Origin of the sequence: Janthinobacterium sp. SUN118, assembly GCF_030397695.1 — a bacterium.
Lineage (GTDB): Bacteria > Pseudomonadota > Gammaproteobacteria > Burkholderiales > Burkholderiaceae_D > Janthinobacterium.
Map to the genome: position 1 here is coordinate 487,539 of NZ_JAPUBV010000003.1, position 26,010 is coordinate 513,548.

A 26,010-nucleotide genomic window follows, 5' to 3' on the forward strand; every position below is an offset into this window, starting at 1 on the left:
ATGACGACGCAAGAATTGATGGACAAGCACGCACTGGTGACGGGGGCCGGCAGCGGCATCGGCCTCGCTTGCGCGGGGGCCCTGCTCGATGCGGGGGCCAGGGTCACGCTGGCCGGGCGCGACGGCGCGCGCCTGGCGCGCGCGCGCCTGCAGCTGGAAGAGGGCGGCCATGCGGGCAGGGTGGCCATCTGCGTGCTCGACGTGAGCGTGGAAGCGTCCGTGCAGGCCGGGTTCGCGCAGGCGGCCGCGCATTTCGGCCGCATCGACATATTGGTCAATAATGCGGGCCAGGCGCATGCGGCGCCGTTCGGCAAGACCGATGCCGCCATCTGGCAGCAGATGCTGGCCGTGAACCTGACGGGGGTGTTCCACTGTTGCCAGGCGGCCATGCCGGGCATGCTGGAGGCGGGCTGGGGGCGCATCGTCAACGTGGCGTCGACGGCGGGCTTGAAAGGCTACCGTTACGTCAGCGCGTATGTCGCCGCCAAGCATGGCGTGATCGGCCTGACGCGCGCGCTGGCGCTGGAAGTGGCGCCGCGCGGCGTGACCGTCAACGCCGTCTGCCCCGGCTACACGGAAACGGAGATGGTGGCGCAGGCGGTGCAGAATATCGTGCGCAAGACGGGGCGCGGCGAAGGTGCGGCGCGCGCCGAGCTGGCGGCCGCCAACCCGCAGCAGCGCCTGGTGCAGGCGCGCGAAGTGGCCGATGCGGTGGCGTGGTTGTGCCTGCCCGCGTCGTCCGCCATGAATGGGCAATCGATCGCCGTCGCCGGCGGCGAGGTCATGTAAACAAGATGGATATGATGAATAAAGAACTTGATGCCGCAAGCGATGGCGACGCGGCCGAACCCGTGCTGGACCTGGCCAGCCGCCTGACGCAGGACCACCACCAGTCGCTCAAGCTGTGGCTGCGCATGCTGTCGTGCACGGTGAAAATCGAAAACGAGGTGCGCACGCGCCTGCGCGCCAGCTTTGGCATCACCTTGCCCCGCTTCGATTTGATGGCGCAGCTCGAGCGCTTTCCCGATGGCTTGCGCATGGGCGAGCTGTCCCGGCGCATGATGGTCACCGGCGGCAATATCACGGGCATCACCGACCAGCTGGAGCAGGAAAAGCTGGTGGTGCGCGTGGTCGATCCGAAGGACCGGCGCTCGTACAGCGTCAAGCTGACGCCGGCCGGCCGGCGCGCCTTCGACGAGATGGCGCGCGTGCACGAAGGCTGGATCGCCGAATTGCTGCAAGGCGTCACGCCGGACGACAAGACGCAACTGATCGACCTGCTGTCGCAGATGAAGCAGCAGCTGAACGACACGATAGACAAGTAATCCAACGATAAAGGAAGCACCATGCGCCATCTTCCCGGCCAGCCGCAAGCACTGCCTGGCAACCGCGCCAGCCTGGCCAGCTACGCCGCGCGGCATTTCCTGTTCAGCGTCGATGCCGGCGTCGCCACCTTGACCCTGCACCGGCCCGAGCGCAAGAATCCGCTGACCTTCGATTCCTACGCCGAGCTGCGCGAGCTGTTCCGCGCGCTGGCCTACGCCGACGACGTCAAGGCCGTCGTGATTGCCGGCAGCGGCGGCAATTTCTGTTCGGGCGGCGACGTGCACGACATCATCGGCCCCCTGACGCAGCTCGACATGCCCGGCCTGCTGGCCTTTACGCGCATGACGGGCGACGTGGTGAAAGCCATGCGCGCCTGTCCGCAGCCCGTCATTGCGGCCATCGACGGCATTTGCGCCGGCGCCGGCGCCATGCTGGCGCTGGCTTCCGACATCCGCATCGGCACGGCGCGCAGCAAGACGGCCTTTCTGTTTACCCGCGTCGGCCTGGCCGGCTGCGACATGGGCGCCTGCGCCTTGCTGCCGCGCGTGATCGGCCAGGGCCGCGCCGCCGAACTGCTGTACACGGGCCGCTCGATGGCGGGGCCCGAGGCGGAGCGCTGGGGCTTTTTCAACCGCCTGGCCGAGCCGGAGGAATTGCTCGAGGCGGCGCGCCTGTTCGCCGCCGGCCTGGCCGGCGGCCCCACCTTCGCGCACGGCATGACGAAGAAAATGCTGCAGCAGGAGTGGAACATGGGCGTCGACGAAGCCATCGAGGCGGAAGCGCAGGCGCAGGCCATTTGCATGGCCACCAACGATTTCCACCGTGCCTATCACGCCTTCGTGGCGAAGGAACAACCGCAGTTCGAGGGCGATTGAGCATGGAAAAGACACGCGATACCACTTACCTGGACTGGCCGTTCTTCGAGGCGCGCCATGCCGAGCTTGAGCGCCAGCTCGATGCCTGGGCGACGCGGCACCTGGACGATGCGCACGGCGGCGATGTCGATGCGGCTTGCCGCGCGCTGGTGGCGCAACTGGGGCAGGGCGGCTGGCTCGCGCATGCCACCGGGGCGGACGGCCAGATCGACACGCGCGCCATTTGCCTGATCCGCGAAACCCTGGCGCGCCACAATGGCCTGGCCGATTTCGCCTTCGCCATGCAGGGCCTGGGTTCGGGCGCCATCGGCCTGTTCGGCAGCGCGGAAAACAAGGCGCGCTACCTGCCGGACGTGGCCAGCGGCAAGCGCATCGCCGCGTTTGCCCTGTCCGAGCCGCAGGCCGGTTCCGACGTGGCGGCCATGGCGTGCGCGGCGCGGCGCGACGGCGACGATTACGTGCTCGATGGCGAAAAGACGTGGATCTCGAATGGCGGCATCGCCGACTTTTACGTGGTGTTTGCGCGCACGGGCGAGGCGCCGGGCGCGCGCGGCATCAGCGCCTTCATCGTCGACGCCGACAATCCCGGACTCGAGATCGCCGAGCGCATCGCCGTCATCGCGCCGCACCCGCTGGCGCGCCTGCGCTTTGCCAATTGCCGCGTGCCCGTGTCGCAGCGCCTGGGCGAGGCGGGGCAGGGCTTCAAGGTGGCGATGGCCACGCTCGACGTGTTTCGCACCTCGGTCGCCGCGGCCGCGCTGGGCTTTGCGCGGCGCGCCTTCGACGAAGCGCTGCGCCATGCCACGGCGCGCCAGATGTTTGGCCAGACCCTGGCCGATTTCCAGCTGACGCAGGCCAAGCTGGCGCAGATGGCGACCGGCATCGACGCGGCTGCCCTGCTGACCTACCGCGCCGCCTGGCAGCGCGACAAGGGCCGCAAGGTGACGAAAGAGGCGGCCATGGCCAAGCTGACGGCCACCGAGACGGCGCAGCAGGTGATCGACGCGGCCGTGCAGCTGTTTGGCGGCCTGGGTGTGGTCAGCGAGCACCCGGTCGAACGCCTGTACCGGGAAATCCGCGCGCTGCGCATCTACGAAGGGGCCAGCGAGGTACAGCAGCTGATCATCGCGCGCGAGTTGCTGCGCGAGGCGGGCCACGCATGAACAACGAGGAAAATCCTATGCAAGTGTTACAACCGCCCGGATGGGCAAGACCGCGCGGCTATGCGAATGGCGTGGCGGCCAGCGGACGCAGCGTGTACGTGAGCGGCATGATAGGCTGGGATGCGCAGGGCCAGTTCCATACGGATGACTTCGCGGGCCAGGTGCGCCAGGCGCTGCAGAACGTCGTCGCCGTGCTGGCCGAGGCGGGCGCCTTGCCGGAACATATCGTGCGCATGAACTGGTATGTGCTGGACAAGCAGGAATATGTGGCGGCATATCCACAGATCGGCATCGCCTACCGCGAGCTCATCGGCAAGCATTTCCCCGCCATGACGGCGGTGCAGGTGGCCGGCCTGATCGAGGACAGGGCGCGCGTCGAGATCGAAGTGACGGCGGTGGTGCCGGGCTGAATTTCTGCTATGAAATATTGCGTAATAGCATCTAAATAATAAATATAAAAACATTATCTATCGTGTTATATTTGGCAACCGGAAAATACGCCGGTTTTAAATACTGACAGTCGAGGTAGAGGATGCACAATAATTTCAGAGCAGCAAGAAGCGTGGTGCTGGCCGTGGCCGGCATGGGTGTTTGCCTGGGTGCGCAGGCCGGATCCGGTACGTCACTACTCTCTCCCGGCTATCAGGCGCAGCTGGAAACCTGGCTCGGCGAGGGCCGCCTGGCGCTGACGAATGTCTACAGCAAGGCGACGGGCGACACTTCGCTCGATTTTCACAAGGCATCCGATGGCAAGGGGCGGACCTTTTCCATCATGGAAGCGACGAATGCCTCGGGGCAAACCTGGCTCGTCGGTGGCTACAATCCGCAAAGCTGGAGTTCCACCGATGGCATGCATGTGACCATGGAGGACAGCCAGCGCACGGGTTTCCTGTTCAACCTGACGGCGGGCTTCATGCTGCCGCAACTGAAGCAGTATTTCAGCGGCGATGGCATCGGCAGCGGCCAGACGTACAACAAGCACGACTATGGCCCCACCTTTGGCGTCGGCCATGACCTGTATGTGCCGCAGGACTTGACGCATGGCGGCTACTCCTCCCTGTACACCTATAATTACCATGGGCAACCGGCGAGCGGCATCAGCCTGATCGATGGTTCCAGTTTCACGAACCCGAACATCACGTATGGCGCGATCCAGGTGTTTACCATCAGCGCGGTGCCGGAACCGGCCACCTATGGCGCGCTGCTGGCGGGATTGATCTTGCTGGCTGGCATGCATGTGCGCCAGCAGCGGACAAGCTTGCGCGCCCGCACCTGAATGCGGCAGTCGCGCTGATATCGGGTACGCTTGCGCGTGCCGCTGGAGCGGCGCGCCATGTCGCCTGCCGCGTCCGGCATGGCATCCATCGCGCCGCACCTGCATCGTCGGAAAAATGTTTGATGGTCATCAGCTCATCGCTAGTCGCCTGGGCTGGATGCTGTCGTATGAACAACCACCCACGCTTGGGATCTTGTAGTGTTATTTAATACCTTTTCATTTTTCCTCGTTTTCCTGCCGCTGGCGCTGCTGGGCTACTTTGTCCTGTCACGCTATTCGTTGCGCCTGTCCATCATTTTTCTATTGCTGGCCTCGGTGGCATTCTATTGTTACTGGGATATCACCTTCCTGCCTTTGCTGGCCCTGTCCATCTGCACCAACTTTGCCGTCGGGCGCAGCATTTCGCTGCACCATGGCCAGGGCAGGCTGCGCCAGGCCAAGCTGTGGCTGATTGGCGGCCTCGTCTTCAATCTGTCCCTGCTCGTGTTTTTCAAGTATTTTGACTTCCTGCTGAGTAATATCGCCGCGCTCACGGGAGCGCCCATCGAGCCCATCGGGATTACTTTGCCCATCGGCATTTCCTTCTTCACCTTCACGCAAATCGCCTATCTCGTCGATTGCCACGCCGGCAAGGTCAAGGATTATCAGCCTGAAAGCTACGGCTTGTTCGTTACGTATTTCCCGCACCTGATTGCCGGCCCCATCCTGCATCACAAGGAGATGATGCCGCAGTTCTCGGAGCCGGCCCGGCATGTCCCGCACCGCGGACGGCTGGTGGTGGGCCTGAGTTTCTTTACCATCGGCCTGTTCAAGAAGGTCGTCCTGGCCGATGGCGTGGCCCGCTTCGTGGGGCCCGTCTTCGACCTGCACCATCAGCACCTGAGCATGCTCGAAGCCTGGGCCGGCGCGCTGGCCTATACCTTCCAGCTGTATTTCGACTTTTCGGCATATTCCGACATGGCCTATGGCCTGTCGTATATGTTCGGCATCGTCTTGCCCATCAATTTCAACTCGCCATACAAGGCGGCGTCCATCATCGACTTCTGGCGCCGCTGGCATATCACGCTGTCCAATTTCCTGCGCGACTACCTGTACATTCCGCTGGGCGGCAATCGCAAGAGCGCATTCCTGCGCTACCGCAATCTGCTGCTGACGATGCTGCTGGGCGGACTGTGGCATGGAGCCAACTGGACGTTCTTGCTGTGGGGAATGTTGCATGGCATTTATCTGATCGTTAACCATGCCTTGCGCCATGTGCTGGGCGGGCGCAGCAACTGGGCGCTGCGCCTGGGCGGCGCGTGCGCCACCTTCCTGGCCGTGGTCGTGGCCTGGGTCTTCTTCCGCGCCACGTCCGTGGGCGTGGCGCTGGACGTGCTGCATGCGATGTGGGGCGGCACCCTGACGCCGGCCATGCGCGAGACCGTGCTGGGCATGAACCGCATCATGGAACTCGGCAGCTGCCTGTGGTGGCTGGGCGCCTGCGCCGCGATCGCGTTCTTTTTGCCGAATGCCTATGAGCTGCTGGGCCGTGGCTTGCGCCTGGAGCAGGAAAGCCGCCTGGAAGGCCGGCGCGGCAACCTGTTGCTGGGCGCCTTGTTGTTGCTGTGCCTGTTCCTGCTGTCGATCAGCGAGACCCGCGGCGTATCCGAATTTCTGTACTTTAACTTTTAAATCATCATGCGTTCATCCATTACGATAGGAATCGGTGTGCTGCTGATGGCGCTGGTGCTCGAGGCCGTGTTGCAGTGCCTGCCGGTGTCGTCCGGCTTGCGCCTCGAGCAAAGCAGCGCCAGCATGCCGCTCAGCCGCTACCTGCCCCGGCAGGAGTATGTGTATTCCCATGGCTGGGCATTGTCGAATGCGCGCCGCGGCGTCACCAACGGGCAGGGGTTTGCCAATTCCGCCGAGTTCAAGCCCGATGCCGCCGTGCTGGTGCTGGGCGACAGCTTCGTCGAAAGCCTGATGCTCGACTACCCGGACACCCTGCAGGGTGAACTGGATCGCATGCTGGGCGGCGCCGTGGTGTCGGCCGCCAGCTCGGGCAACGGCCTGGCCGATACGCTCGAGATGCTGCGCCACTACGCGCCGCGCCTGCATCCGCGCAACGTTGTCGTGCTGATCGATTCGGGCAATCTGAACAACCTGCTGTTGCCCGCGCCGCGCAGCCACAACCAGTTCGTGGCCGGTCCCGATGGCGTGCGAACGGTCCACGTCGACTATGTCGAATCAAAGCTCAAGCGCTGGCTCGCGCACTCGGCCCTCGTGCGCTATACCTATTACAACCTGAAGCTGCCGGACTGGATCTCGTCGCTGCGGCGCGAAGCTCCCGCACCAGGGGGCGGCGATGCCGCGCCGGCCGCGCGCGACCAGATGCTGGCCTACTATTTTGCACAGCTCAAGGCGGTGCCGGGCGCCGCCGACAGGCAAGTGGTCTTTGTCGTTGATGGCGAGCGCAACACCTTGTACGAGCCGAAAAAAGGCAAACCGTCGTGGCATGGCGACGACCGCCAGGTGTTCATGGCGCAGGCCCGGCAACATGGCCACGTCGTGGTCGACATGCAGCCCGTGTTCGAGGAACATTGGCGCCAGCGCGCCGAGCGGCTCGATTTCCTGCCGATGGATGGGCACTGGAACAAGGTGGCGCATGGCCTGGCCGCGCAGCATGTCTTGCCCGTGCTGTTGCCGGCCCGGCAGCCATAGCGCGGAGCGCTGCACCGCGCCAGGCGGATTTTCCATCGCGCACCAGCGCGCGCTATGTCCATGGCGCGCGCCACCCTGTATAATGCCGCTGCGCGTGTCGCCATCGTACAATGGATAGTACAAGGTCCTCCTAAGACTTAAATGCAGGTTCGATTCCTGCTGGCGACACCACGTTTCCACGCAACGCGCGTCGGCAGCCTGTGATCATCCAGGCGTAGTTACCGGTCGATGGCGATTGAAGTCCGAGTTATCGGTACAATGCGTGCTTCATTCATCCAATCGGCGGCTGTTTTGCGCACCATGCGGTGTGCAGGTAACGGCGCCCGAGCACTCTTACTCATTATGGCTGTCATTTCTCTTTCATCGGCGCAACTTGCGTTCGGTCACGTCGCGCTGCTCGATCACGCGGAATTTTCACTGGAAACCTCGGAGCGGGTCGGTCTGATCGGCCGCAACGGCACGGGGAAATCCTCGTTGCTGAAGGTTATTTCGGGCAAGTTCAAGCTCGATGACGGCTTGTTGGTCATGCAGCAAGGCATCAAAATCGCCTACGTGGAGCAGGAACCGCAATTCGATCCGGAGATGTCGGTGTTCGACGCCGTCGCTTCCGGCATGGGCGAATCGCAGGCATGGCTGAAGGAATACGACGCGTTGACGGGCCAGTTTGGCCAGGGCAACGACGATGAATTGATGGAACGCATGCACGACATCCAGGTCAAACTCGATGCGGCCGATGCGTGGAGCTTGCCGAACAAGGTGGAAACCGTGCTCGATCGTCTGAACCTGACGGGCGACATGCTGATGAAAACCCTGTCGGGCGGGATGCAGAAGCGCGTCGCGCTGGCGCGCGCGCTGGTCTCGGCGCCGGACGTGCTGCTGCTCGATGAGCCGACCAACCATCTGGATTTCACTTCCATCCTGTGGCTGGAAGGCTTGCTGCGCGACTTCAAGGGCAGCGTGCTGTTCATTACCCATGACCGCTCCTTCCTCGACAACGTTGCCACGCGCATCATCGAGCTCGACCGCGGTCGCTTGCTGTCGTATCCGGGCAACTTCACGGCGTACCAGACCCGCAAGGCCGAGCAGCTGGAAATCGAGGAAGTGGAAAACGCCAAGTTCGACAAGTTCCTGGCGCAGGAAGAAGTGTGGATACGCAAGGGCGTCAAGGCGCGCCGCGTGCGCGACGAAGGCCGCGTGCGCCGCCTGGAAGCGCTGCGCCTGACGCGCAATGCGCGTCGCGAACAGCAGGGCCAGGTAAAGCTGGACGTGTCGGCCGGCGAACGCTCGGGCAAGATCGTGGCGGACCTGGAAAACGTCTCGAAGATCTATGGCGACAAGGTCATCGTCAAGGATTTCAGTGCCACCATCTTGCGTGGCGACAAGGTCGGCCTGATCGGTGCCAACGGCGCCGGCAAGACCACCCTGCTGAAGATGATCCTCGGCGAAGAGCAGTCGGACACGGGCACCATCCGCCTGGGCACCAAGCTGCAGGTGGCGTATTTCGACCAGATGCGCACGCAGCTGAACGAAGAGGCGAACCTGATGGAAACCATCGCCCCGGGCAGCGACTGGGTCGAGATCAACGGCCAGCGCCGTCACGTGATGACTTACCTGAACGATTTCCTGTTCGCCCCGGAACGCGCGCGTTCGCCCGTCAAGTCGCTGTCCGGTGGCGAGCGCAACCGTTTGCTGCTGGCGCGCCTGTTCGCCAAGCCGGCCAACGTGCTGGTGCTCGATGAACCGACCAATGACTTGGATATCGATACCCTGGAATTGCTGGAAGAGTTGCTGGAAGAATACACCGGCACCGTCTTCCTCGTCAGCCATGACCGTACCTTCCTCGATAACGTGGTAACGCAGGTCATCGTCGCCGAAGGCGAAGGCAAGTGGCGCGAATTCGTCGGCGGCTATACGGACTGGGAGCGCGTGCGCACCTTGCCGGTCGCCACGGCGCCGGCCAGCAAGCCCGCCGTCAAGGCCGAAGCGGCCGCGCCGGCCGCCAAGCAGAAAAAGCTCAGCTACAAGGAGCAGCGTGAGCTCGAGGAATTGCCCAAGCTGATCGCCAAGCTGGAAGACGAGCAATCGGTGCTGGCCGCCGAGCTGTCGCATCCCGACTTCTACAAGAAGACGCCGGCCGAGGGCAAGCGCCTGAACGCGCGCGTGGCCGAGATCGAAAGCGAACTGCTCGAAGCGCTGGAAAAATGGGAACAGATCGAGGCGCGCGCCAACGCTTGATAGTTTTCCCCCTCTCCTGTTGTAATTAAGTTAGGATTATTTGCCACGGCAACGGTTCAGCTTGATATAATTATATAATTATATTTTTTACATCGGGGGATGCATGTTTGTCATGAAAAACACGCGCTCCGGACCACCGCGTCCGGCGCGTGGTCCTGTCCCGGAAGCGCGGCACCATGTTTGACCGTGCCGCCTTGCCCCGGGTAGCGCCATTCCTCGCCTACCTTTCCTTCATCTTCATCGCCGACATGCTGGGCCGGCTCGGCTTTGCCGCGCAGGATCTGCGCTGGCTGTACGCCGTCAAGATCGGCGTCGTGCTGGGCATGCTGCTGTACTGGCGCCGCAGCTACACGGAACTGGCCTGGGTGCCATTGGGCGCGCGCACGCTGGCCGTGGCGCTGGTGGCCGGCATTGTTGTTTTTTTGCTGTGGATCAACCTCGATGCGGGCTGGATGACGGTCGGCAGCGCCGATGGCTTCGACCCCCGCAATGAGGGCCGGATCGAATGGAGTCTGGTCGTGCTGCGCATCGCCGGAGCAGCCTTGGTGGTGCCCGTGATGGAAGAGCTGTTCTGGCGCTCCTTCCTGCTGCGCTGGATCGACGCCCCGGACTTTCTCGCCTTCCAGCCCCGTCTGGCCAGTGCCAAGGCCTTTGTCATCAGCGTCGTGTTGTTTGGCTTTGAACATAATTTGTGGCTGGCGGGCATTGTTGCCGGTGCCGCCTATACTCTGCTGTACATGCGCAGCCAGTCATTGTGGTCGCCCATCCTGGCGCACGGCGTCACGAATGGCGTGCTGGGTCTCTGGATTGTTTCCGGTGGATACTGGACTTACTGGTAATATTGCCAATCAACTGTTTGCTCTCTCAAAAGACGATATCCCATGTTGAATTCCCCGCCAAAAAGCCACCGTCGCCGGCCGTCTCAGTCGCCTGGCATGCCGCTCATGTCCGTCCTGCGTGCCGCCTGCGTGCTCGTGGCCGGCGGCATGGCCAGTTCGTCGGCCATGGCCGCGCTCAGCGATACCATTTTCCCGTTCCTGGCGACGTCGTATTCGTATGACGACAATCTGTTGCGCCTCGACGACAATGTTCCCGGCTACAACGGTCCCCGTTCCGATACGTCGCGCCAGATACAGGCGGGTTTTCTCGTCAACCGGCCGATCGGGCGGCAAGTGCTGACGGGGCAGGCCAAGTGGTCGCGCGTGTCGTTCCAGAATTTCGACCAGTTCAACTACAGCGGCAAGGATTTCCTGGCCGATCTTGAATGGCATCTCGGCAATCATCTTGACGGCCATGCCGGCGCCCTGTATTCGCAAACCCTGACGCCGTTCAGCGATTTCCAGAGCACCGAACGCAATTTGCGGACGCGCCAGCGCGAGTACGTCGACGGCGGCTGGCGTTTTCATCCGAGCTGGCGCGTACGCGGCGCTTACAGCCGGGAACGTTACTCGTATGACCTGCTGTCGCAGCGCGTGTCCAACCGCGAGGAAAAGGCGACGGAACTGGGGCTCGATTATTTGCCGGCAAGCAACAGCCGTATCGGTGTGCAGTTGCGGCATGTCAAGGGCAGCTATCCGAACCGCGTCAACGGCGGCCAGTTCGGCGTCGACGATGGCTATACCCAGGATGAGATCAAGGCGAATATTTACTGGATCTACAGTGCGATTACGCAGGTGCAGGTGTTGGGCGGTTGGGTGCGCCGCAGCCATTCCTTCTATTCGGGGCGCGATTCGAGCGGCGCCAACGGCCGTGTCGTGGTGAACTGGGCGCCGTTGGGCAAGGTGCGTTTCACCGGTTCCCTGTGGCATGAGTATGGCGTCGTGGAAAATGCGCTGATTTCAAGCAGCCTGAATAATGGTGCCAGCGTCGCGGCGGCCTGGGATATCACGTCCAAGGTGCGCATGGATGCCCAGGTGCGGCGCGAGAAGCGCGATTTCGCGGCCGCCAGCGGACTGGTGCTCCCTGTCGATGTCAGCGATACGACGCGTACCGAATCGCTGGGGCTGACCTATGCGCCGCAGCCGAATATCCAGCTGGGTCTGAACGCCTTCCGCGATACCCGCAAAGGCGCTCCCATTATCAATACAGGCAGCTACCGCGCCAAAGGCGTTTCCTTTAGCGCCAGTGTCCAGTTCTGAAGAGTATTATGACGGTCAATGATATACCCCTGATTTCGTTCTTCCAGCGCATCCTTGATCCCTTGATCATCATGGGCACGCTGTACCTGTTGTCCGCCTTGTCGGGCTCGCCCTTTACCGGCTATTCGCTGGTACTGATGATATTGGCGTTTTTCATTTCCTCGTCCGTGTTCCAGTATGTCGACCCCTACCGCACCTGGCGCAGCGGCCGCATGCTGGCGTATGCGCGCGATGTCTTCGTCAGCTGGGGCATCACGGCCCTGATCCTCGTCTTCCTCGGTTCGGCGACGGGGCTGGCATTCCATTACGACCGCGAGCTGGTGCTGGCCTGGTTCGTGCTGACCCCGTTCATACTGCTGCTCAGTCATCTGGCCGCGCGCCGCATGGTGGCCGATCCGGGGCGCGACAGCGAGGTGCGTTCCGTCGTCATCATCGGCGCCAATGATGCCAGCCTGAAATTTGCCGCCACCGTGGAGCGCAATCCGAACCTGTTCATGAGCGTGCGCGGCTTTTTCGACGACCGCACCGATGACCGCTGGCCCGAGACGATGCGCGAACCGATGCTGGGAAAAATGGCCGATATCGCCGCCTATGTGCGCGAACACAATATCAAGATGATATTCATCAGCCAGCCCATTTCGGCTCAGCCGCGCATCCGCAAGATGCTCGATGAGTTGCAGGATACGACGGCTTCCGTGTACTTCCTGCCCGACATCTATATCTTCGACCTGATGCAGGCGCGCTTCGACAATGTGGGCGGCATGCCCGTGATCGCCATCCGCGAATCGCCGTTCACGGGCTTTAACAGCATGGTCAAGCGGGGCAGCGACATCGTGCTGGGCTTGCTGATCCAGATCATGCTGCTGCCCGTCATGCTGGTCATCGCCATCGCCGTCAAGTCGACGTCGAAGGGGCCGGTAATCTTCCGCCAGCGCCGCTACGGCCTGTATGGCGAAGAGATCATCGTCTATAAATTCCGTTCGATGACGGTCAGCGAGGATGGCGACAAGGTGGTGCAGGCCACCAAGAACGACCAGCGCGTGACGCGCGTGGGCGGCTTCTTGCGCCGCAGTTCGCTCGATGAGTTGCCGCAGTTCATTAACGTGCTGCAGGGACGCATGAGCATAGTCGGGCCGCGTCCGCACGCGGTGGCGCACAACGAGCAGTACCGCAAGCTGATCAAGGGCTACATGCTGCGCCACAAGGTCAAGCCGGGCATTACCGGCTGGGCGCAGGTGAATGGCTTGCGCGGGGAGACGGAAACACTCGACAAGATGGAGGCGCGCATCCATTTTGACCTCGATTACCTGCGCAACTGGTCGCTGTGGCTCGACTTGTGGATCATTTTACGCACCGTCAAGGTGGTGCTGAAGCGCGACAACGCGCATTGAGCGCGGGCCCGTTGCCGGCACGCGCACGGCTGGACTTGAATATTTTTTGCAGGGAATTAATAAGCGTTAAAATGACGCAATCATGCAAGGTTTCAAATGTCCGGCTCCCGGAGCTGGCTGAACAGTGATGTGACGAGCCATCAGACGATTATGAGGCAAGCACGGCGACATGGTGTGGACGGCGGCATGCTGCCTGGCGGCGGGCCAGCCGCGCGCCATGCGCGCCGGCGTGTCGCCCGGCCAGCCTCGCACGCGGCGGCCTTGCACAACATGCTGCTCCAAGAGGACCGGCCCCATCCCCGCCGCTCTCCCGCATCGGCCTGTGCCCAATTGCCGTGCGGCGTGACGGCAGCGCGTGTTTCCGCACGAGAAATATTGCCCTGTGAAAACCATTTACTGAGATGCATCTTATCCAAGGCTTGTGTTTCTAATGAAACAGTTGTTTTTAAGACCTTTTAATAGTTTTTTAAGCAAATAGTTTCCTAGCAAGCTAGTACACTGTGTATCATATTTATAATATTGACAATCATGTGGTCGCAACCCATAATTTCAATCGAAATCTGTTTTTTTGACAATGTTTTGTTGTTAAGTGAGTTATCATCACGTTCACAAAACTATCAGCGGATTTCCTTACCTGAACTGAAGGAGTCATTTTGAACCAACCGCAAATCGCCCGTGTGTCTTCGAGCAAGCCCGCCATGCCTTCCCGTCTGCTGTGCGCAGGCCTGGTCGTGCTGGCCGTCGCAGGATTGTCTGCTTGTGGCAACAAAGAAAAAAAGCCCGGCCAGGCGCTGGCGAGTGTGAATGGGGAGGAAATTACCGTCCTGCAGCTCAATGAGGAAATGCAGCGCGCCAACGTGCAGGCGCCGCAGCAGGAAGCGGCCAGCAAGCAGTTGCTGGAATCGCTGATTGACCGCCAGTTGCTGCAGAACGAGGCGGCCAAGGACAAGACGGACCGCGATCCCAAGGTGGTGCAGGCGATCGAACGCGCCAAGGCGCTGATCGTCGCGCAAGCCTACATGCAAAAGCGCATCGGCACGATCGCCCGTCCCACCAAGCAGGAAGTGGAAGAGTACTTCCACAAGAATCCGCAATTCTTCAGTGAGCGCAAGCAATTCGACATGCGCGAACTGGTGATCGCCAGCGCCGACATGAACGACCAGCTGAAGGCGGCCATGGATAGCGCCAAGACGCTCGACGACGTGGCGGCCTGGCTCGAGACGCACAAGGTCAAGTTTGCCCGCACCCAGCTGTCGCGCACCAGCGCCGACCTGGCGCCCGAGCTGAGCGCGAAATTGCTGTCCATGCCGAAGGGCCAGCTGTTCATCATCCGCGAGGGTGACCGCACGCTGCTCATTTCCCTGGCCGATATCCGCGACAATCCCGTGACGCTGGCGCAGGCCGCGCCGCAGATCGAGCAATTTTTGTTCAACAAGAAAAACAAGGATGCCGCCGACGCTGAACTGAAGCGTCTGCGCGCCACCGCCAAGATCGAATACCTGGGCAAGGATGGCGCTCCCGCCGCCGCAGCGGCAGCGGCCAGTGCCGCGGCGCCTGCCGCGCCGGCGCCGGCAGCCGCGGCTCCGGCCGCACCGGCGCAGAGTTCCTCGGAAGCAAATGATCGTGGCGTTGCTGGCTTGAAGTAAGTCGCAGCATTTTAGGTAAGTAACTCATCAATGGAATAAGCGAATCATGAAACGACTTCTGATGTGGTGCATGGCCACCCTGTTGGCCCTGAGTGCCGGTTTTGCCGGCGCTGCCGATGTACAACTCGGCGCCGGCGACGTATTGAAAATTTCCGTCTATGGCAATCCCGACCTGGCGCTCGAAACGCGCGTCAGCGAGGCGGGCGAAATCACCTTCCCCCTGGTCGGCAATGTGGCCCTGGGCGGCTTGTCGGTCTCGGCAGCGGAAAAAAAGCTGGGCGGCTTGCTGGAAAGCGGCGGCTTCCTGCGCAAGGCGCAGGTCAACATCATCGTGACGCAGCTGCAAAGCCAGCAAGTGTCGGTGCTGGGCCAGGTCAACCGTCCCGGGCGCTATCCGATTGAAGGCAAGCGCAGCCTGATGGACATGCTGGCCATGGCCGGCGGCGTCAGCCAGGATGGCGGCGATGCCGTCAGCCTGATCCGCAAGCGCAACGGCAAGACGACGCGCGAAGTCATCGACATCGTCGACATGGTGCGTTCGGCTGACCTGAACCGCGACCTCGATGTGGCCGGCAACGACGTCATCTTCGTCGAGCGCGCGCCGCGCTTCTATATCTATGGCGAAGTCCAGCGTCCGGGCGCCTTCCGCCTCGAGCGTTCGATGACGGTGCTGCAGGCCTTGTCCGTCGGCGGCGGTCTGACGCAGCGTGGCACCGAACGCGGCATTCGCATCAAGCGCCGCGACGAGGCTGGCAAGCTGGAAATCATCAACGCCAAGCATGACGACCTGCTGCAAGTTGACGATATGGTGTACGTGCAGGAAAGCCTGTTCTAAGCCGCTGTCCGTATCTTTCCGGCGCAAGCCGGATGTTTTTCATTCTGTGTTGAGGTTTCCCCATGAATTTGTCACAGCTCCTACTGATCCTGCGTGCGCACAAGAAGTTGATCTTGATCACGCTGCTGGTCACTGTCCTCGGCACGTTGTCGATCAGTTTGCTATTGCCTAAAACATACAAGGCGACAAGTTCGTTGCTCTTGAACTACAAAGGTGTCGATCCCCTGACGGGTCTGGCCATGCCGGGCCAGTTGTTGCCTGGTTTCATGGCGACGCAAATCGACATCATCAGCAGCAAGAACGTTGCCTTGCGCGTCGTTGACCACTTGAAACTGGCGGAAAGCCCGGCCGTGATCGCGCAATTCAATGAAGCGACGGAAGGCAAGGGCGGCACCGTGCGCGACTGGCTGGCCGATCTGCTGCTGAAAAAGGTGGAAATCGTGCCATCGCGCGAAAGCAGCGTGGTTGACATCAGCTTCAAGGGCAGCGACCCGCAGTTCGTCGCTGCCGTGGCAAATGCCTTTGCGGACGAGTACCAGAAGACCAGCATCCAGCTGAAGGTCGATCCGATGCGCCGCGTCTCGACGTATTTCAGCGAACAGACCAAGCTGCTGCGCGATAATCTGGAAGTGGCGCAAAGCAAGCTTTCCAAATACCAGCAGGACAATGGCATCGTCAGCGTCGACAACCGCCTCGATGTGGAGTCGAACCGCCTGAATGACTTGTCGGCGCAGCTCGTCATGGCCCAGGGCCAGTCGATGGAAGCGTCGTCGCGCCAGCGCATGGCGCAGGGCAGCAATGGCATGGCCTCGCCCGACGTGTCGTCCAATCCGCTGATCCAGAATCTGAAAATTGGCCTAGGCAATGCCGAAGGCAAGCTGGCGGAAATCGCCCAGCGCCTGGGCCGCAATCACCCGCAATACGAGAGCGCCAAGGCGGAAGTTGACAAGCTGCGCGCCGACCTGCGCGAACAGCTGGCCAATACCTCGAATAGCGTGGGCAATAATGCGCAGATCCTGCAGCAGCGCGAAGGCGCCGTGCGCGCCGCCCTGCAGGCGCAAAAGGCCAAGGTGCTGGAACTGAACCGTACCCGCGACGAGATGGGCGTGCTGATGAAGGATGTCGAGAGCGCCCAGCGCGCCTTCGACGTGACGTCGCAGCGCCTGTCGCAAACGCGCATCGAAGGCCAGGCCGAGCAGTCGGATATTTCCGTGCTCAATCCTGCCGTGCCGCCGATCGACCCGGCCGGTCCGCGCGTGCTGCTCAATACCTTGCTGTCGATTTTCCTCGGCACCTTGCTGGGCGTGGGCCTGGCGATCGTGATCGAGATGCTGTATCGCCGCGTGCGTTCGGAAGCCGACTTGCAAGAAACGCTGCAGATTCCCGTCTTCGGCGCCATCGACTGGAATGCCCGCAAGTCGCCGCGCAAAAAAGGTGTGTTGAACGGCATTCTGCCGCGCCGCCTGCGCTTACGTTAAACATGGATATGACGATGAACCAAGCCGCGCTCCCCATTTCGATGAACACCGTGCCACGTACTGGCGACTCCAGTATTGGCGGTCTGCTGCTCGAGTCGGGCAAGATCACGCCCGAGAACGCAGAACGCGTGCTGCGCATGCAGAAGGAACTCGGCATCCGCTTCGGCGAAGCGGCCCTGCGCCTGGGCCTGATCACGGAAGCCGACATCCAGCAGGTGCTGGCACGCCAGTTCGATTATCCCTACCTGCAAAAAGGCGAGGGCAAGTATTCGGAGCTGCTGGTGGCAGCTTACGAACCGTTCAGCCCGCAAGTGGAAACCCTGCGCGCGATCCGCAGCCAGGTCATGCTGCGCTGGTTTGCCCGCGGGCACAAGGCGCTGGTGGTGCTGGGCGGCGCGTCCGGCGACGGCGCCAGCCTGTTTGCGGCCAACCTGGCCGTCGTGTTTTCGCAGCTGGGCGAACGCACGCTGCTGGTCGACGCCAACTTGCGCAATCCGCGCCAGCATGAAATTTTCGCTGTCCAGACGCGCCAGGGCCTGTCCGACGTGCTCGCTGGCCGCGCCCAGCTCGACGCCATCACGAAGGTTGAATCGTTCGTTGACCTGTCCGTGCTGGGATCGGGCACCTTGCCGCCGAATCCGCAGGAGCTGCTCAGCCGTAGCTCGTTTGCCAGCCTGAACACGGAACTCGAGTCGCTGTTCGACATCGTCATCTATGACGTGGCCGCATATGCGCTCGGTTCCGACGCGATGGCCATTGCGGCGCGCGCCGGTGGCGTGCTGATCGTGGCACGCAAGAATCAATCCTTGTTGAGCGACATCAACGCCATGGCCGAGCAGATCGTGCAGAGCGGCGCCAAGGTGGTCGGTTCCGTGATGGTGGACTTTTAAATGAATACGCAAGCCAAGCGGTGGTCGGGCCTGAACTTGCAGCAATGCAAGGAATACTTGCCGGAATGGCTGCCGTTGGCCATCGGCTTGCTGGCCATGTACATTCCATCCTTTGCCGGCCTGTTCACCGGCATCTGGGCCACGGAAGAGCAGGCGCACGGTCCCATCATCCTGTTCCTGTCGCTGTGGCTGATCTGGCGCAACTGGCCGGGCATGCTGGAAAAGACCCGCGGCAGCGAACCCACCGCGCTGGGCTGGGTGGTGCTGGCCATCGCCCTGGTGCTGTACGTGCTGGGCCGTTCGCAACATATCATCGCCTTTGAAATCGGCTCCTTCATCTGGATGCTGGCGGCCGTGCTGTTGCTGAAGCGGGGCTTGCGTGCCCTGAAAGTGTTGTGGTTCCCCTTCTTCTTCATGCTGTTCATGGTGCCCTTGCCGGCCCAGCTCGTGATCATGCTGACGATGCCGATGAAGATGGCCGTGTCGTACGTGGTCGAGCACCTGCTGTTCTTTGCCGGCTATCCGATCGCCCGCACGGGCGTGATCCTGCAGATCGGCCAGTACCAGCTGATGGTGGCCGATGCGTGCGCCGGCTTGCAGACCCTGCTGTCGCTGGAGGCGCTGGGCCTGTTCTACCTGAACGTCGTGCGCCACACGTCGGCGCTGCGCAATATCGCCCTGGCCATCCTGATCATCCCGATCTCGTTCTCGGCCAACGTCGTGCGCGTCATCGTGCTGACCCTGATTACCTATTATTTCGGCGATGCGGCGGGGCAGGGCTTCCTGCACGGTTTCGCCGGCATGGTGCTGTTCATCACGGCGCTGATCCTGATCCTGTCCGCCGATACCTTGCTGCAATGGATAGTGAAAATGCGCGAGCGCAAAGCTTTACGGAGTCAAGCATGAAAGCGATCAACCGTTCCGTCCAGGTCAGCGTGCTGGCCGGCATCCTGATGGTGGCGTCGGCCGGGCTGGCCAAGCACTTGACGCCGAGCGTCAAGATTGCCGACAGCAAAAGCCAGTTCCAGCTCGCGGACATCATCCCCGTGGCGTTCGGCGGCTGGACCATCGACACGACCATCATTCCGTTGCAAGTCGATCCGGAAACCCAGGCGCGCCTGGACAAGATCTACAACCAGACCCTGTCGCGCACCTATGTCGATCCGCAAGGCAACCGCGTCATGCTGTCGATCGCCTATGGTGGCGACCAGAGCAGCAATATGGCCGTCCACCTGCCGGAAGTCTGCTATGGCGCACAGGGCTTCGAGGTGCAGAAGTCGGGCCGCAGCGAGCTGCGCACCGATTACGGCACCTTGCCGGTGAAACACTTGTATGCCACGAATGGCCCGCGCCAGGAACCGATCACCTACTGGATTACCGTCGGCGACAAGGCGCTCACGCCGGGCCTGGATCAGCGCATGCAGGAATTGCGCTACGGCTTGAGCGGGGCGATTCCCGATGCCATGCTGGTGCGCGTGTCGAGCATCGACAGCGACACGGGCGCCGCCTACGCGATACAGGAAGGTTTTGTGCGCGCCATGTTGTCGGGCATGAAGCCGCAGGACCGCGCGCGCATCATCGGCAACTTCCCTGGATAAGCGGAGCGCAATGGCGCTGCCGGCCCGCGTGGAGCCCTGATATTTTGTCGATAGGAATTGCCATTAACCCTACGTTGCAGCGCCAGTGCGCCTCATCCTGTCCTGCGTCGCGCCATGTCCGCCAGCGCTGACGTCAAGACGCGCGCGGTAAGCGCCGTCAAATGGGCAGCGCTCGGCACGGTGACGCGCTTCGTGCTGCAGATGGGCGTGCAGATCGTGCTGGCGCGCTTGCTGGGGCCGGAAATCTACGGCCTGTTCGCCATGGGCTTGCTGGTCATGACACTGAGTACCTTCCTGGCCGATTTCGGCTTTGCCTGGGGCCTCGTGCAAAACCAGGAACTGCATGACGACGACATCCGCTTCGCCTTCACGTGGCAATGCCTGTCCGGCGCGGCCGCCATGCTGGGCCTGTACCTGCTGGCGCCGTGGATCGCCGCCTACTTCAAGGAGCCGCGGCTGGTGCCCATCGTTTGCTGGCTGAGCCTGACATGCCTGCTGAGCGCGATGACGGCGCCCAGCAGCAACCTGCTGCGCCGCCAGCTGAATTTCCGCTGGCTCAATATCGCGCAGATTCTCAGCTATGTGCTGGGCTACCTGTGCGTGGGCATTCCGCTGGCCCTGCTCGGCGCGGGCGTCTGGACCCTCGTCAGCGCCTGGCTGGTGCAGGCGTTGAGCCTGCTGTTGCTGACGTATTGCCGCCACCCCCATTCCTTGCGTCCGCTGCTGTGGTATGCGGGCGCGCGCCGCTCGACGCATACGGGCGGCACCGTCTTCGTCACCAACCTGAGCAACTGGTTCTTGAACAACCTGGACCGGGTTTTCCTGGGCCGCATCCTGAATGCCCACGCCGTCGGCGTGTATGCGGTGGGCTACAACCTGGCCAACACGCCCAATTCGCTGTTCCTCAGCGCCTTGCAGCCGGCCTTCCTGGCGGCCGGCGCGCGCCTGCAGGACGACGTGGCGGGCTTGCGGCAGGCCTACCTGTCCGTCATCGCCGGCACCTGGATCGTCATCGGCCCCATCTTCGTGGTGCTGGCCTGCCTTGCCGGCGACCTGATCGCCACCCTGTATGGCGATGCCTGGCGCGAATCGAGCCGCGTGCTGACGGTGCTGGCACTGGGCATGCCCGCCTATGTCACGTGGGGCATGTCGACGCCCATACTGTGGAATACAGGCGGCAAGCACCTGGAAGCACTGCTGCAGATGCCGCTGATCGTGCTGGCGGGTATCGCACTCTGGCAGTTTTCCAGCCTGGGCGTGGTGGTGGTGGCCGCCATCGCGTCCGCCACCTTGCTGGCGCGCGCGCTGGTGATCGGCGTGACGGCGTGCCGGCGCTTGCAGCTGGGCATTATCGACCTGTGGCCCAGCGCCTGGCGCTCCGTCGTGCTGATGCTGCTGGCGGCGGCAGGCGCGCATGGCGGTTCGCTGCTGGGGCATGCGCTCGGCCACGGGCCCCTGCCTGCCTTGTTGCTCGGCTCGCTAGGCGGCGGCGGCCTGTGCCTGCTGGCCGGCTTGCTTCATCCACAATTGCTGGGACGGCGCATCGTCGACCTGCTTGGACGCTTCAGTCCGCCGGTGCCGGCACGGGTCGGTGTTTATCTTCGTAGTAAATGTTCAGTATGATGAGATTGATATGATTGAATTTATCGTCGGCTTGGTGGTGTTGATCGCCGCAATCGTGGTCGTGGCGGGCATGGCCTTGAGTGCCCACTGGGGACACAAGCGTGAATTGGGGTTGATGCAATATATTGCGTACCCGATTTTCCTGACCTATGCCCTGACCATCTTCCTGTCGGGCCGCGACCTGGCTTTTCCCGATGATGTCATGGCCCTGGTCATCAACAAGAGTGCCATCGTTTCCTGGTTGGGACGCCTGAGCTCGGTATTTCTGATCTTTTCGTGCGGCGAGCGCATCTTGCGCTACGTGCTGAACGCTGGAAGCGAGCACAAACGCATGCCCGGCATGCTGCTGTTCGCCTTCTGGGTTTTTTACGCGAGCAATACCTTGGCGCCCGCGCTGTTCGGTCTGTATCCGTATTTTTCCCATGAATTCCTGTATGCGCTGCTGGCTTGCCAGGCGGCCCTGATGGCCAATACCAAGGCCGACGTGGACGCCATGACGGTCGTGCTGCGCAATTCCCTGCTGGCGCTGCTCACTGCCAGCGCCGTCTGCATCGTCTGGAAGCACGGCCTGGTGATGAGCACGAACTACCACGGCCTGGTGCCCGGCCTGAAATTCCGTTATGCGGGGCTGACCAGCCATGCCAACAGCCTGGGGCCATTGTGCGTGCTGTTCATGCTGTGCCTGTGGTACCGGCCTTTCAAGAATGCCTGGCTGATGCGTTTTGGCTGGATACTGGGCGGCATCAGCCTGGTGCTGACGCAGTCGAAAACCAGCTGGATCGCGTTTGTCCTGTCGGTGGTGGTGCTGGCCTGGTATAGCCGCCGCGATGAAATCAACGCCCGCATCCAGGATTTCCGGCGCCCCCATCTGCCCGTGCTGCTGGTGCTGATGATAATGTTTGGCGGCGTCATGCTGTGCCTGATTTTCATGTTTGGCGGCGGTGGCGACAAGATTGCGCGTTTCTTTACCACCCGCGATGGCGCCGAGCTGATGACCTTCATGGGGCGCGACCAGATCTGGCAGATCGCCGTCGAAGAGTGGCGCAAGAATCCCGTGTTTGGCTATGGACTGAATATCTTCGATGAGGCTTTCCGCAACAGTATCGGCATGCCGTTCGCCACCCATGCGCATAGCCAGTTCTTCCAGAGCCTGTCGAGCGCAGGCAGCGTCGGGGCGTTCGGCCTGCTGTTCTACACGCTGGTGATCGCCTATTTCGTCGCCAATACCGTCCGCGCCAGCCAGGGATTGTCGCTGGCGCTGTTTATCCTGCTCATTTGCAAGTCGATCAGTGAAGTGCCCCTGTCGCTGGCCAGCATGAGTCCTGACTTGCCGATACATATGCTGCAACTGGCCGTGCTCGTCCGCTACTATGTGCCGGCGGCACAGCAGCGGCGCGAGAAAGCCTTGGCGCGGCGCAATATGATGGAAGGGAATTTGTCTTGATGTTGTGCTCTGTCATTATCCCGCTGTATAACAAGGAACAATATATCGTTTCGGCCATCGATTCGGTGATGTCGCAAAGCCACCAGGACTTTGAAATCGTCGTCGTCGATGACGGCTCGCGCGATGGCGGCGCCGCATTGGTGGAAGCCCTGGCCGATCCGCGCATACGCCTGATCCGGCAAGCCAATGGCGGCGTGTCGCGCGCGCGCAATGCGGGCATCGCGGCGGCGCGCGGGGAGCTGGTGTGCTTCCTCGATGCCGATGACTGGTATGCCATGGATTTCCTGGCAATAATTGTTTCTATGTACCAAAAGTATCCGGAAAGCAGTTTCTTTTCCACATCATTTCTATGCATGAACGATCCATCCGATGGACGGCTCGACCAGGCGGCCGATGCGCATTTTGCGCCGATCGCCAATTTTTATGCCTACCGGGCGGCCCACGGGGTGTTCTATTGCACCAACTCGATTGCCGTGCCGCGCCGCCATTTAATGTCGATGCCGCAATGTTTTCCCGAAGGCGACCAGTTTGGCGAGGACCAGGATTTATGGTTCCGCCTGGCCGAGCGCCTGCAGCTGGTCTTCACGCCCGCCAGGCTGGTGGCGTATCGCACGGATGTGGCTGGCAGCCTGTGTACCGTCCATGATTTACGCACCTTGCCGCAGGTATTTGCCCGGCTGGAGCAGCGTGCCATGCGCTTGCCCGCCGGTGATCCATCGCGTCCGGCCGCCCTGAGCATCGTTGCCGACGCGCGCATCAAGGTGGCGCGCTATGCCTTGCAGGATGGGCGCCGTGGCGACGCGCTGGCCGAGTTGCGCAGGGCGCTGCGCGGCGGCCTGTCGATGCGCTGGCTGGTGACTTTTGTCATGTGTACTGTTGGCAACGCTTCCTTGCTGAAACGGTGGGAATTGTGGCGAGAATTGAAGCGGAGCAACTAAAGTCATAGTAACCGAAAGTACTTTCGGTATAATGGTCTTAGTGCCCAGCCTGCCACGAGGTCTTGCCATCCGCGAGACCTGCCTGCTGCGGGCGCGCCGCTCCGTCTTGAGGGAAGGCGATTATGCAAACATGAAGCTGCCCCAGAAAAGATGTCATCCTATTCTCATGGAGGCTACAAGCATGAAAGCCGCTAAACGTACCTTGCTGTGCAGTGCCGCTTGGCTGCTGTTCCCTTATAGTCATTATGCGCATGCCGACTGGGCCCAGTCGGCGGACGCGCTGGTCGTGAAGGCGATGCCGACGAACCGCCAGCTGCAGGTGCAGAACCCGCCAACGTTTACGTGGGCGCCCTACGCGGCAAACACCACATCCTATACGCTCGAGATCCGCACCGGCACCACCGTGGTGCGCACCTACACGAGCAGCCGCAACTGGTATCTGCCCAGCGAGCCGCTTCCAGTGGGCAGCTATACCTGGCGCGTGCGCCCCACCAACAGCTCGGCATGGTCGGATGACCGCGCCTTCGAGATCGCTGGCAGCTCCAAGCAATTTCTTTTGCCGTCCAATGATGTCTTGCGTGCCAATATACTGAAGCGTCCGCGCCCGCGTGGCTTGCCTGCCAGCTTGCCGGCAGCGAGCGCCTGGACCGCTGCCATGAAGGCGGAGCGGGGGGCGGCATTGCAGGGGATGAGCAATGAGGTGGTCCTGCAAACGGCCAATGTCGCGGTGCCGGCCGATGCCAACTGGCCCCTGGTTGCCAGCAGCGTCATGACTGCCGCCTACGCGGCGCAGATGACGTCGGTTCGCAGCTCGATCCTCTTGAACAGCCGCCAGCTCGAGGCGTCCGCGCTGATGTTCCGCCTGACGGGCGAGCAGCGCTTCCTGACGGAGGCCTTGCGGCGCGGCGATGCCCTGGCAGCACTCAATCCGAATGGCCCGACCAGCTACGTCAACCAGGCGCAGGGCAGCCGCTCCATTTCCCTGGCGTTGAGCAAGGCGCTTGACGGCCTCGGTTCCAACCTGGACGCGACGCGGCGTGCCGCCTGGATGGCGACGGTCAAGACGCGTACCGCCGTGATCTACCAGGAACTGCTGACCAGCAATGGTGGGATCGAACAGAAGCCTTACGATGCGTTCACGGCCACCAATATCGGCTTCCTGGCGGCCATTTCCGCGCTGGTGCTGGGCGAAATCCCGGAAGCGACCACGTGGTTCGACTTCTCCGTACGTTATTTCTCGGGCTCCTTGATGGTGTGGAGCGGCCCGGAAGGCGGCTTCTCGGAAGGCACGGCCTACGCGGAGTTCAGCGCGGATAATGCCTTGCAGATTTGGCAGCCCTTGCTGCAGGCCAGCGGCATCGACTTGTTTGCCAAGCCGTGGTCCGCAGGGTTGGCACGTTTCTTCATGGAATTTGTTCCGCCTGGCGCCAAGACGCATATGTTTGGCGATGCCCAGGAGATCGAGCCGGTGTACCGTTTGCTGAAGGCCTATGTGTCGCGCTTCGCCACGCCGGAAGCGGCCTGGTACGTCAAGAACCTCACGGTGAACGAGGATATGCTGACCTTGCTGCAAGCGCCATATCCGCTGCCGGTATCGACCGTGACGGAAACGCCGCGTCCGCCAGCCAATGGCGCCCTGTTCCCCAGCATCGGCTGGAGCGCGATGCACAGCAATCTTGCTGATTTGAAACGCACTTCCGTGTACTTCAAATCCACGCCCTATGGTTCGTTCTCGCACAGCCACGGCAACCAGAATGCCTTCGTCCTGACGAGCGCCAACGTTCCCCTGCTGATCCAGACGGGCTGGTATGACTGGTTCGGTTCGCCCATGCACACGACGTGGTATCGCCAGTCGAAGGCGGCCAATGCGATCACCTTCGATGGCGGCGTCGGCCAGATGGTGGACGGCTACCGCGAAACCCTGGTGCGCAACGGCGCCATCACGGCTTTTTCCACGACACCGTCGGTGGACTACGTGGAAGGCAATGCGACCCCCGCCTATGGCGGCGCGCTGAGCCTGGCGGTACGGCAATTGTGGTACTTGCGCGACAGCGACGCCATCGTCGTGCGCGACAAACTGGCTGCGCCTGCCCAGCGCAGCTTCGAATGGAATCTGCATGCGGCGGCACCCATCTTGGTCGATGGCAGCGGCAATATCTCCATCGTCAACCAGGGCCGCTCGGTATGCATCAAGCCGATAGCCGATCCGGGCGTGCGCTATGAGAAACGCACGGGGCCGCCACCGAAGGCGGGCAGCTACGAAGAGCACGGCGCGCTGGTGCGCACGACCAAGGCCAGCAGTGCCGAATTCCTCGTCTTGCTCGACGTCGGGTGCAAGAACCTGCCCGTGAGCATCACCGCAACGGCGACTGGCAGGCAATTGACGGTCGGCACGCAGAAAATCACCATCGCCAACTAAACCGGACCGGCGCGTCCAGCAAGCCGCTTGCCGTC

The 26,010-nt window shown here is 62.0% G+C and carries 22 protein-coding genes and 1 tRNA gene; all 23 read left to right on the top strand.

What is annotated here, in order from left to right:
• The 23 genes from O0880_RS21315 to O0880_RS21425 all read left to right on the top strand — a co-directional run bounded on the left by O0880_RS21315 (position 1) and on the right by O0880_RS21425 (position 25,975).
• Entirely contained in the window at positions 1-789 is a 789-nt protein-coding gene (locus O0880_RS21315) for an SDR family NAD(P)-dependent oxidoreductase (RefSeq protein ID WP_289888641.1), read from the top strand.
• 11 nt (positions 790-800) lie between these two features.
• Entirely contained in the window at positions 801-1,325 is a 525-nt protein-coding gene (locus O0880_RS21320) for a MarR family transcriptional regulator (RefSeq protein ID WP_071326639.1), read from the top strand.
• Positions 1,326-1,346: 21 nt separating this feature from the next.
• A complete protein-coding gene (locus O0880_RS21325; RefSeq protein ID WP_289888643.1) occupies positions 1,347-2,201 on the top strand; it encodes an enoyl-CoA hydratase family protein in 855 nt (284 codons plus the stop codon).
• Between the two features lie 2 nt (positions 2,202-2,203).
• A complete protein-coding gene (locus O0880_RS21330) occupies positions 2,204-3,364 on the top strand; it encodes an acyl-CoA dehydrogenase family protein (protein WP_289888644.1) in 1,161 nt (386 codons plus the stop codon).
• A gap of 17 nt (positions 3,365-3,381) precedes the next feature.
• Positions 3,382-3,774 carry a RidA family protein gene (locus O0880_RS21335; protein WP_071324853.1) on the top strand — a complete coding sequence of 131 codons (393 nt, stop codon included), beginning with the start codon at positions 3,382-3,384 and terminating at the stop codon, positions 3,772-3,774.
• 122 nt (positions 3,775-3,896) lie between these two features.
• Positions 3,897-4,640: a PEP_CTERM-anchored TLD domain-containing protein gene (locus O0880_RS21340; protein WP_289888646.1), complete on the top strand. Its 744-nt coding sequence runs from the start codon at positions 3,897-3,899 to the stop codon at positions 4,638-4,640.
• Positions 4,641-4,838: 198 nt separating this feature from the next.
• The gene (locus O0880_RS21345) at positions 4,839-6,311 is read left to right on the top strand and encodes an MBOAT family O-acyltransferase (protein WP_289888648.1); all 1,473 of its coding nucleotides are present in this window, start codon (positions 4,839-4,841) and stop codon (positions 6,309-6,311) included.
• Positions 6,312-6,317: 6 nt separating this feature from the next.
• Complete coding sequence (locus O0880_RS21350; protein ID WP_289888649.1) at positions 6,318-7,340, top strand: hypothetical protein; 1,023 nt, start codon at positions 6,318-6,320, stop codon at positions 7,338-7,340.
• Between the two features lie 96 nt (positions 7,341-7,436).
• Positions 7,437-7,511, top strand: a tRNA-Arg gene (locus tag O0880_RS21355).
• A gap of 171 nt (positions 7,512-7,682) precedes the next feature.
• Positions 7,683-9,575 carry an ATP-binding cassette domain-containing protein gene (locus tag O0880_RS21360; RefSeq protein ID WP_289888650.1) on the top strand — a complete coding sequence of 631 codons (1,893 nt, stop codon included), beginning with the start codon at positions 7,683-7,685 and terminating at the stop codon, positions 9,573-9,575.
• A gap of 176 nt (positions 9,576-9,751) precedes the next feature.
• Positions 9,752-10,414 (top strand): CAAX prenyl protease-related protein, encoded by a 663-nt coding sequence (locus tag O0880_RS21365; protein ID WP_289888651.1) that lies wholly within the window; start codon positions 9,752-9,754, stop codon positions 10,412-10,414.
• Positions 10,415-10,519: 105 nt separating this feature from the next.
• Positions 10,520-11,713 carry an XrtB/PEP-CTERM-associated polysaccharide biosynthesis outer membrane protein EpsL gene (gene epsL / locus O0880_RS21370; RefSeq protein WP_289888652.1) on the top strand — a complete coding sequence of 398 codons (1,194 nt, stop codon included), beginning with the start codon at positions 10,520-10,522 and terminating at the stop codon, positions 11,711-11,713.
• 8 nt (positions 11,714-11,721) lie between these two features.
• The gene (locus tag O0880_RS21375) at positions 11,722-13,104 is read left to right on the top strand and encodes an undecaprenyl-phosphate glucose phosphotransferase (RefSeq protein WP_071324847.1); all 1,383 of its coding nucleotides are present in this window, start codon (positions 11,722-11,724) and stop codon (positions 13,102-13,104) included.
• 653 nt (positions 13,105-13,757) lie between these two features.
• Positions 13,758-14,750 carry an EpsD family peptidyl-prolyl cis-trans isomerase gene (locus tag O0880_RS21380; protein WP_354669903.1) on the top strand — a complete coding sequence of 331 codons (993 nt, stop codon included), beginning with the start codon at positions 13,758-13,760 and terminating at the stop codon, positions 14,748-14,750.
• Between the two features lie 46 nt (positions 14,751-14,796).
• Positions 14,797-15,585, top strand: coding sequence for a polysaccharide export protein EpsE (epsE, locus tag O0880_RS21385; RefSeq protein WP_071324846.1), 789 nt, complete (start codon positions 14,797-14,799; stop codon positions 15,583-15,585).
• 62 nt (positions 15,586-15,647) lie between these two features.
• Positions 15,648-17,063, top strand: a complete 1,416-nt coding sequence (gene epsF, locus O0880_RS21390) for a chain length determinant protein EpsF (protein ID WP_071324845.1) — start codon at positions 15,648-15,650, stop codon at positions 17,061-17,063.
• A gap of 14 nt (positions 17,064-17,077) precedes the next feature.
• A complete protein-coding gene (gene epsG / locus O0880_RS21395) occupies positions 17,078-17,953 on the top strand; it encodes a chain length determinant protein tyrosine kinase EpsG (protein ID WP_086138834.1) in 876 nt (291 codons plus the stop codon).
• Complete coding sequence (xrtB, locus tag O0880_RS21400; RefSeq protein ID WP_289888653.1) at positions 17,954-18,859, top strand: exosortase B; 906 nt, start codon at positions 17,954-17,956, stop codon at positions 18,857-18,859.
• The gene (epsI, locus tag O0880_RS21405; RefSeq protein ID WP_289888655.1) at positions 18,856-19,551 is read left to right on the top strand and encodes an exosortase-associated protein EpsI, B-type; all 696 of its coding nucleotides are present in this window, start codon (positions 18,856-18,858) and stop codon (positions 19,549-19,551) included. Before xrtB ends, epsI begins: the two co-directional genes overlap by 4 nt.
• A 114-nt stretch (positions 19,552-19,665) precedes the next feature.
• Positions 19,666-21,174 (top strand): lipopolysaccharide biosynthesis protein, encoded by a 1,509-nt coding sequence (locus O0880_RS21410; protein WP_289888656.1) that lies wholly within the window; start codon positions 19,666-19,668, stop codon positions 21,172-21,174.
• A 10-nt stretch (positions 21,175-21,184) separates the two neighbouring features.
• The gene (locus O0880_RS21415; RefSeq protein ID WP_289888657.1) at positions 21,185-22,618 is read left to right on the top strand and encodes an O-antigen ligase family protein; all 1,434 of its coding nucleotides are present in this window, start codon (positions 21,185-21,187) and stop codon (positions 22,616-22,618) included.
• The gene (locus O0880_RS21420; RefSeq protein ID WP_289888728.1) at positions 22,618-23,556 is read left to right on the top strand and encodes a glycosyltransferase family A protein; all 939 of its coding nucleotides are present in this window, start codon (positions 22,618-22,620) and stop codon (positions 23,554-23,556) included. Before O0880_RS21415 ends, O0880_RS21420 begins: the two co-directional genes overlap by 1 nt.
• Positions 23,557-23,737: 181 nt before the next feature.
• Positions 23,738-25,975: a heparinase II/III family protein gene (locus O0880_RS21425; protein WP_289888658.1), complete on the top strand. Its 2,238-nt coding sequence runs from the start codon at positions 23,738-23,740 to the stop codon at positions 25,973-25,975.
• Positions 25,976-26,010: the final 35 nt, after the last annotated feature.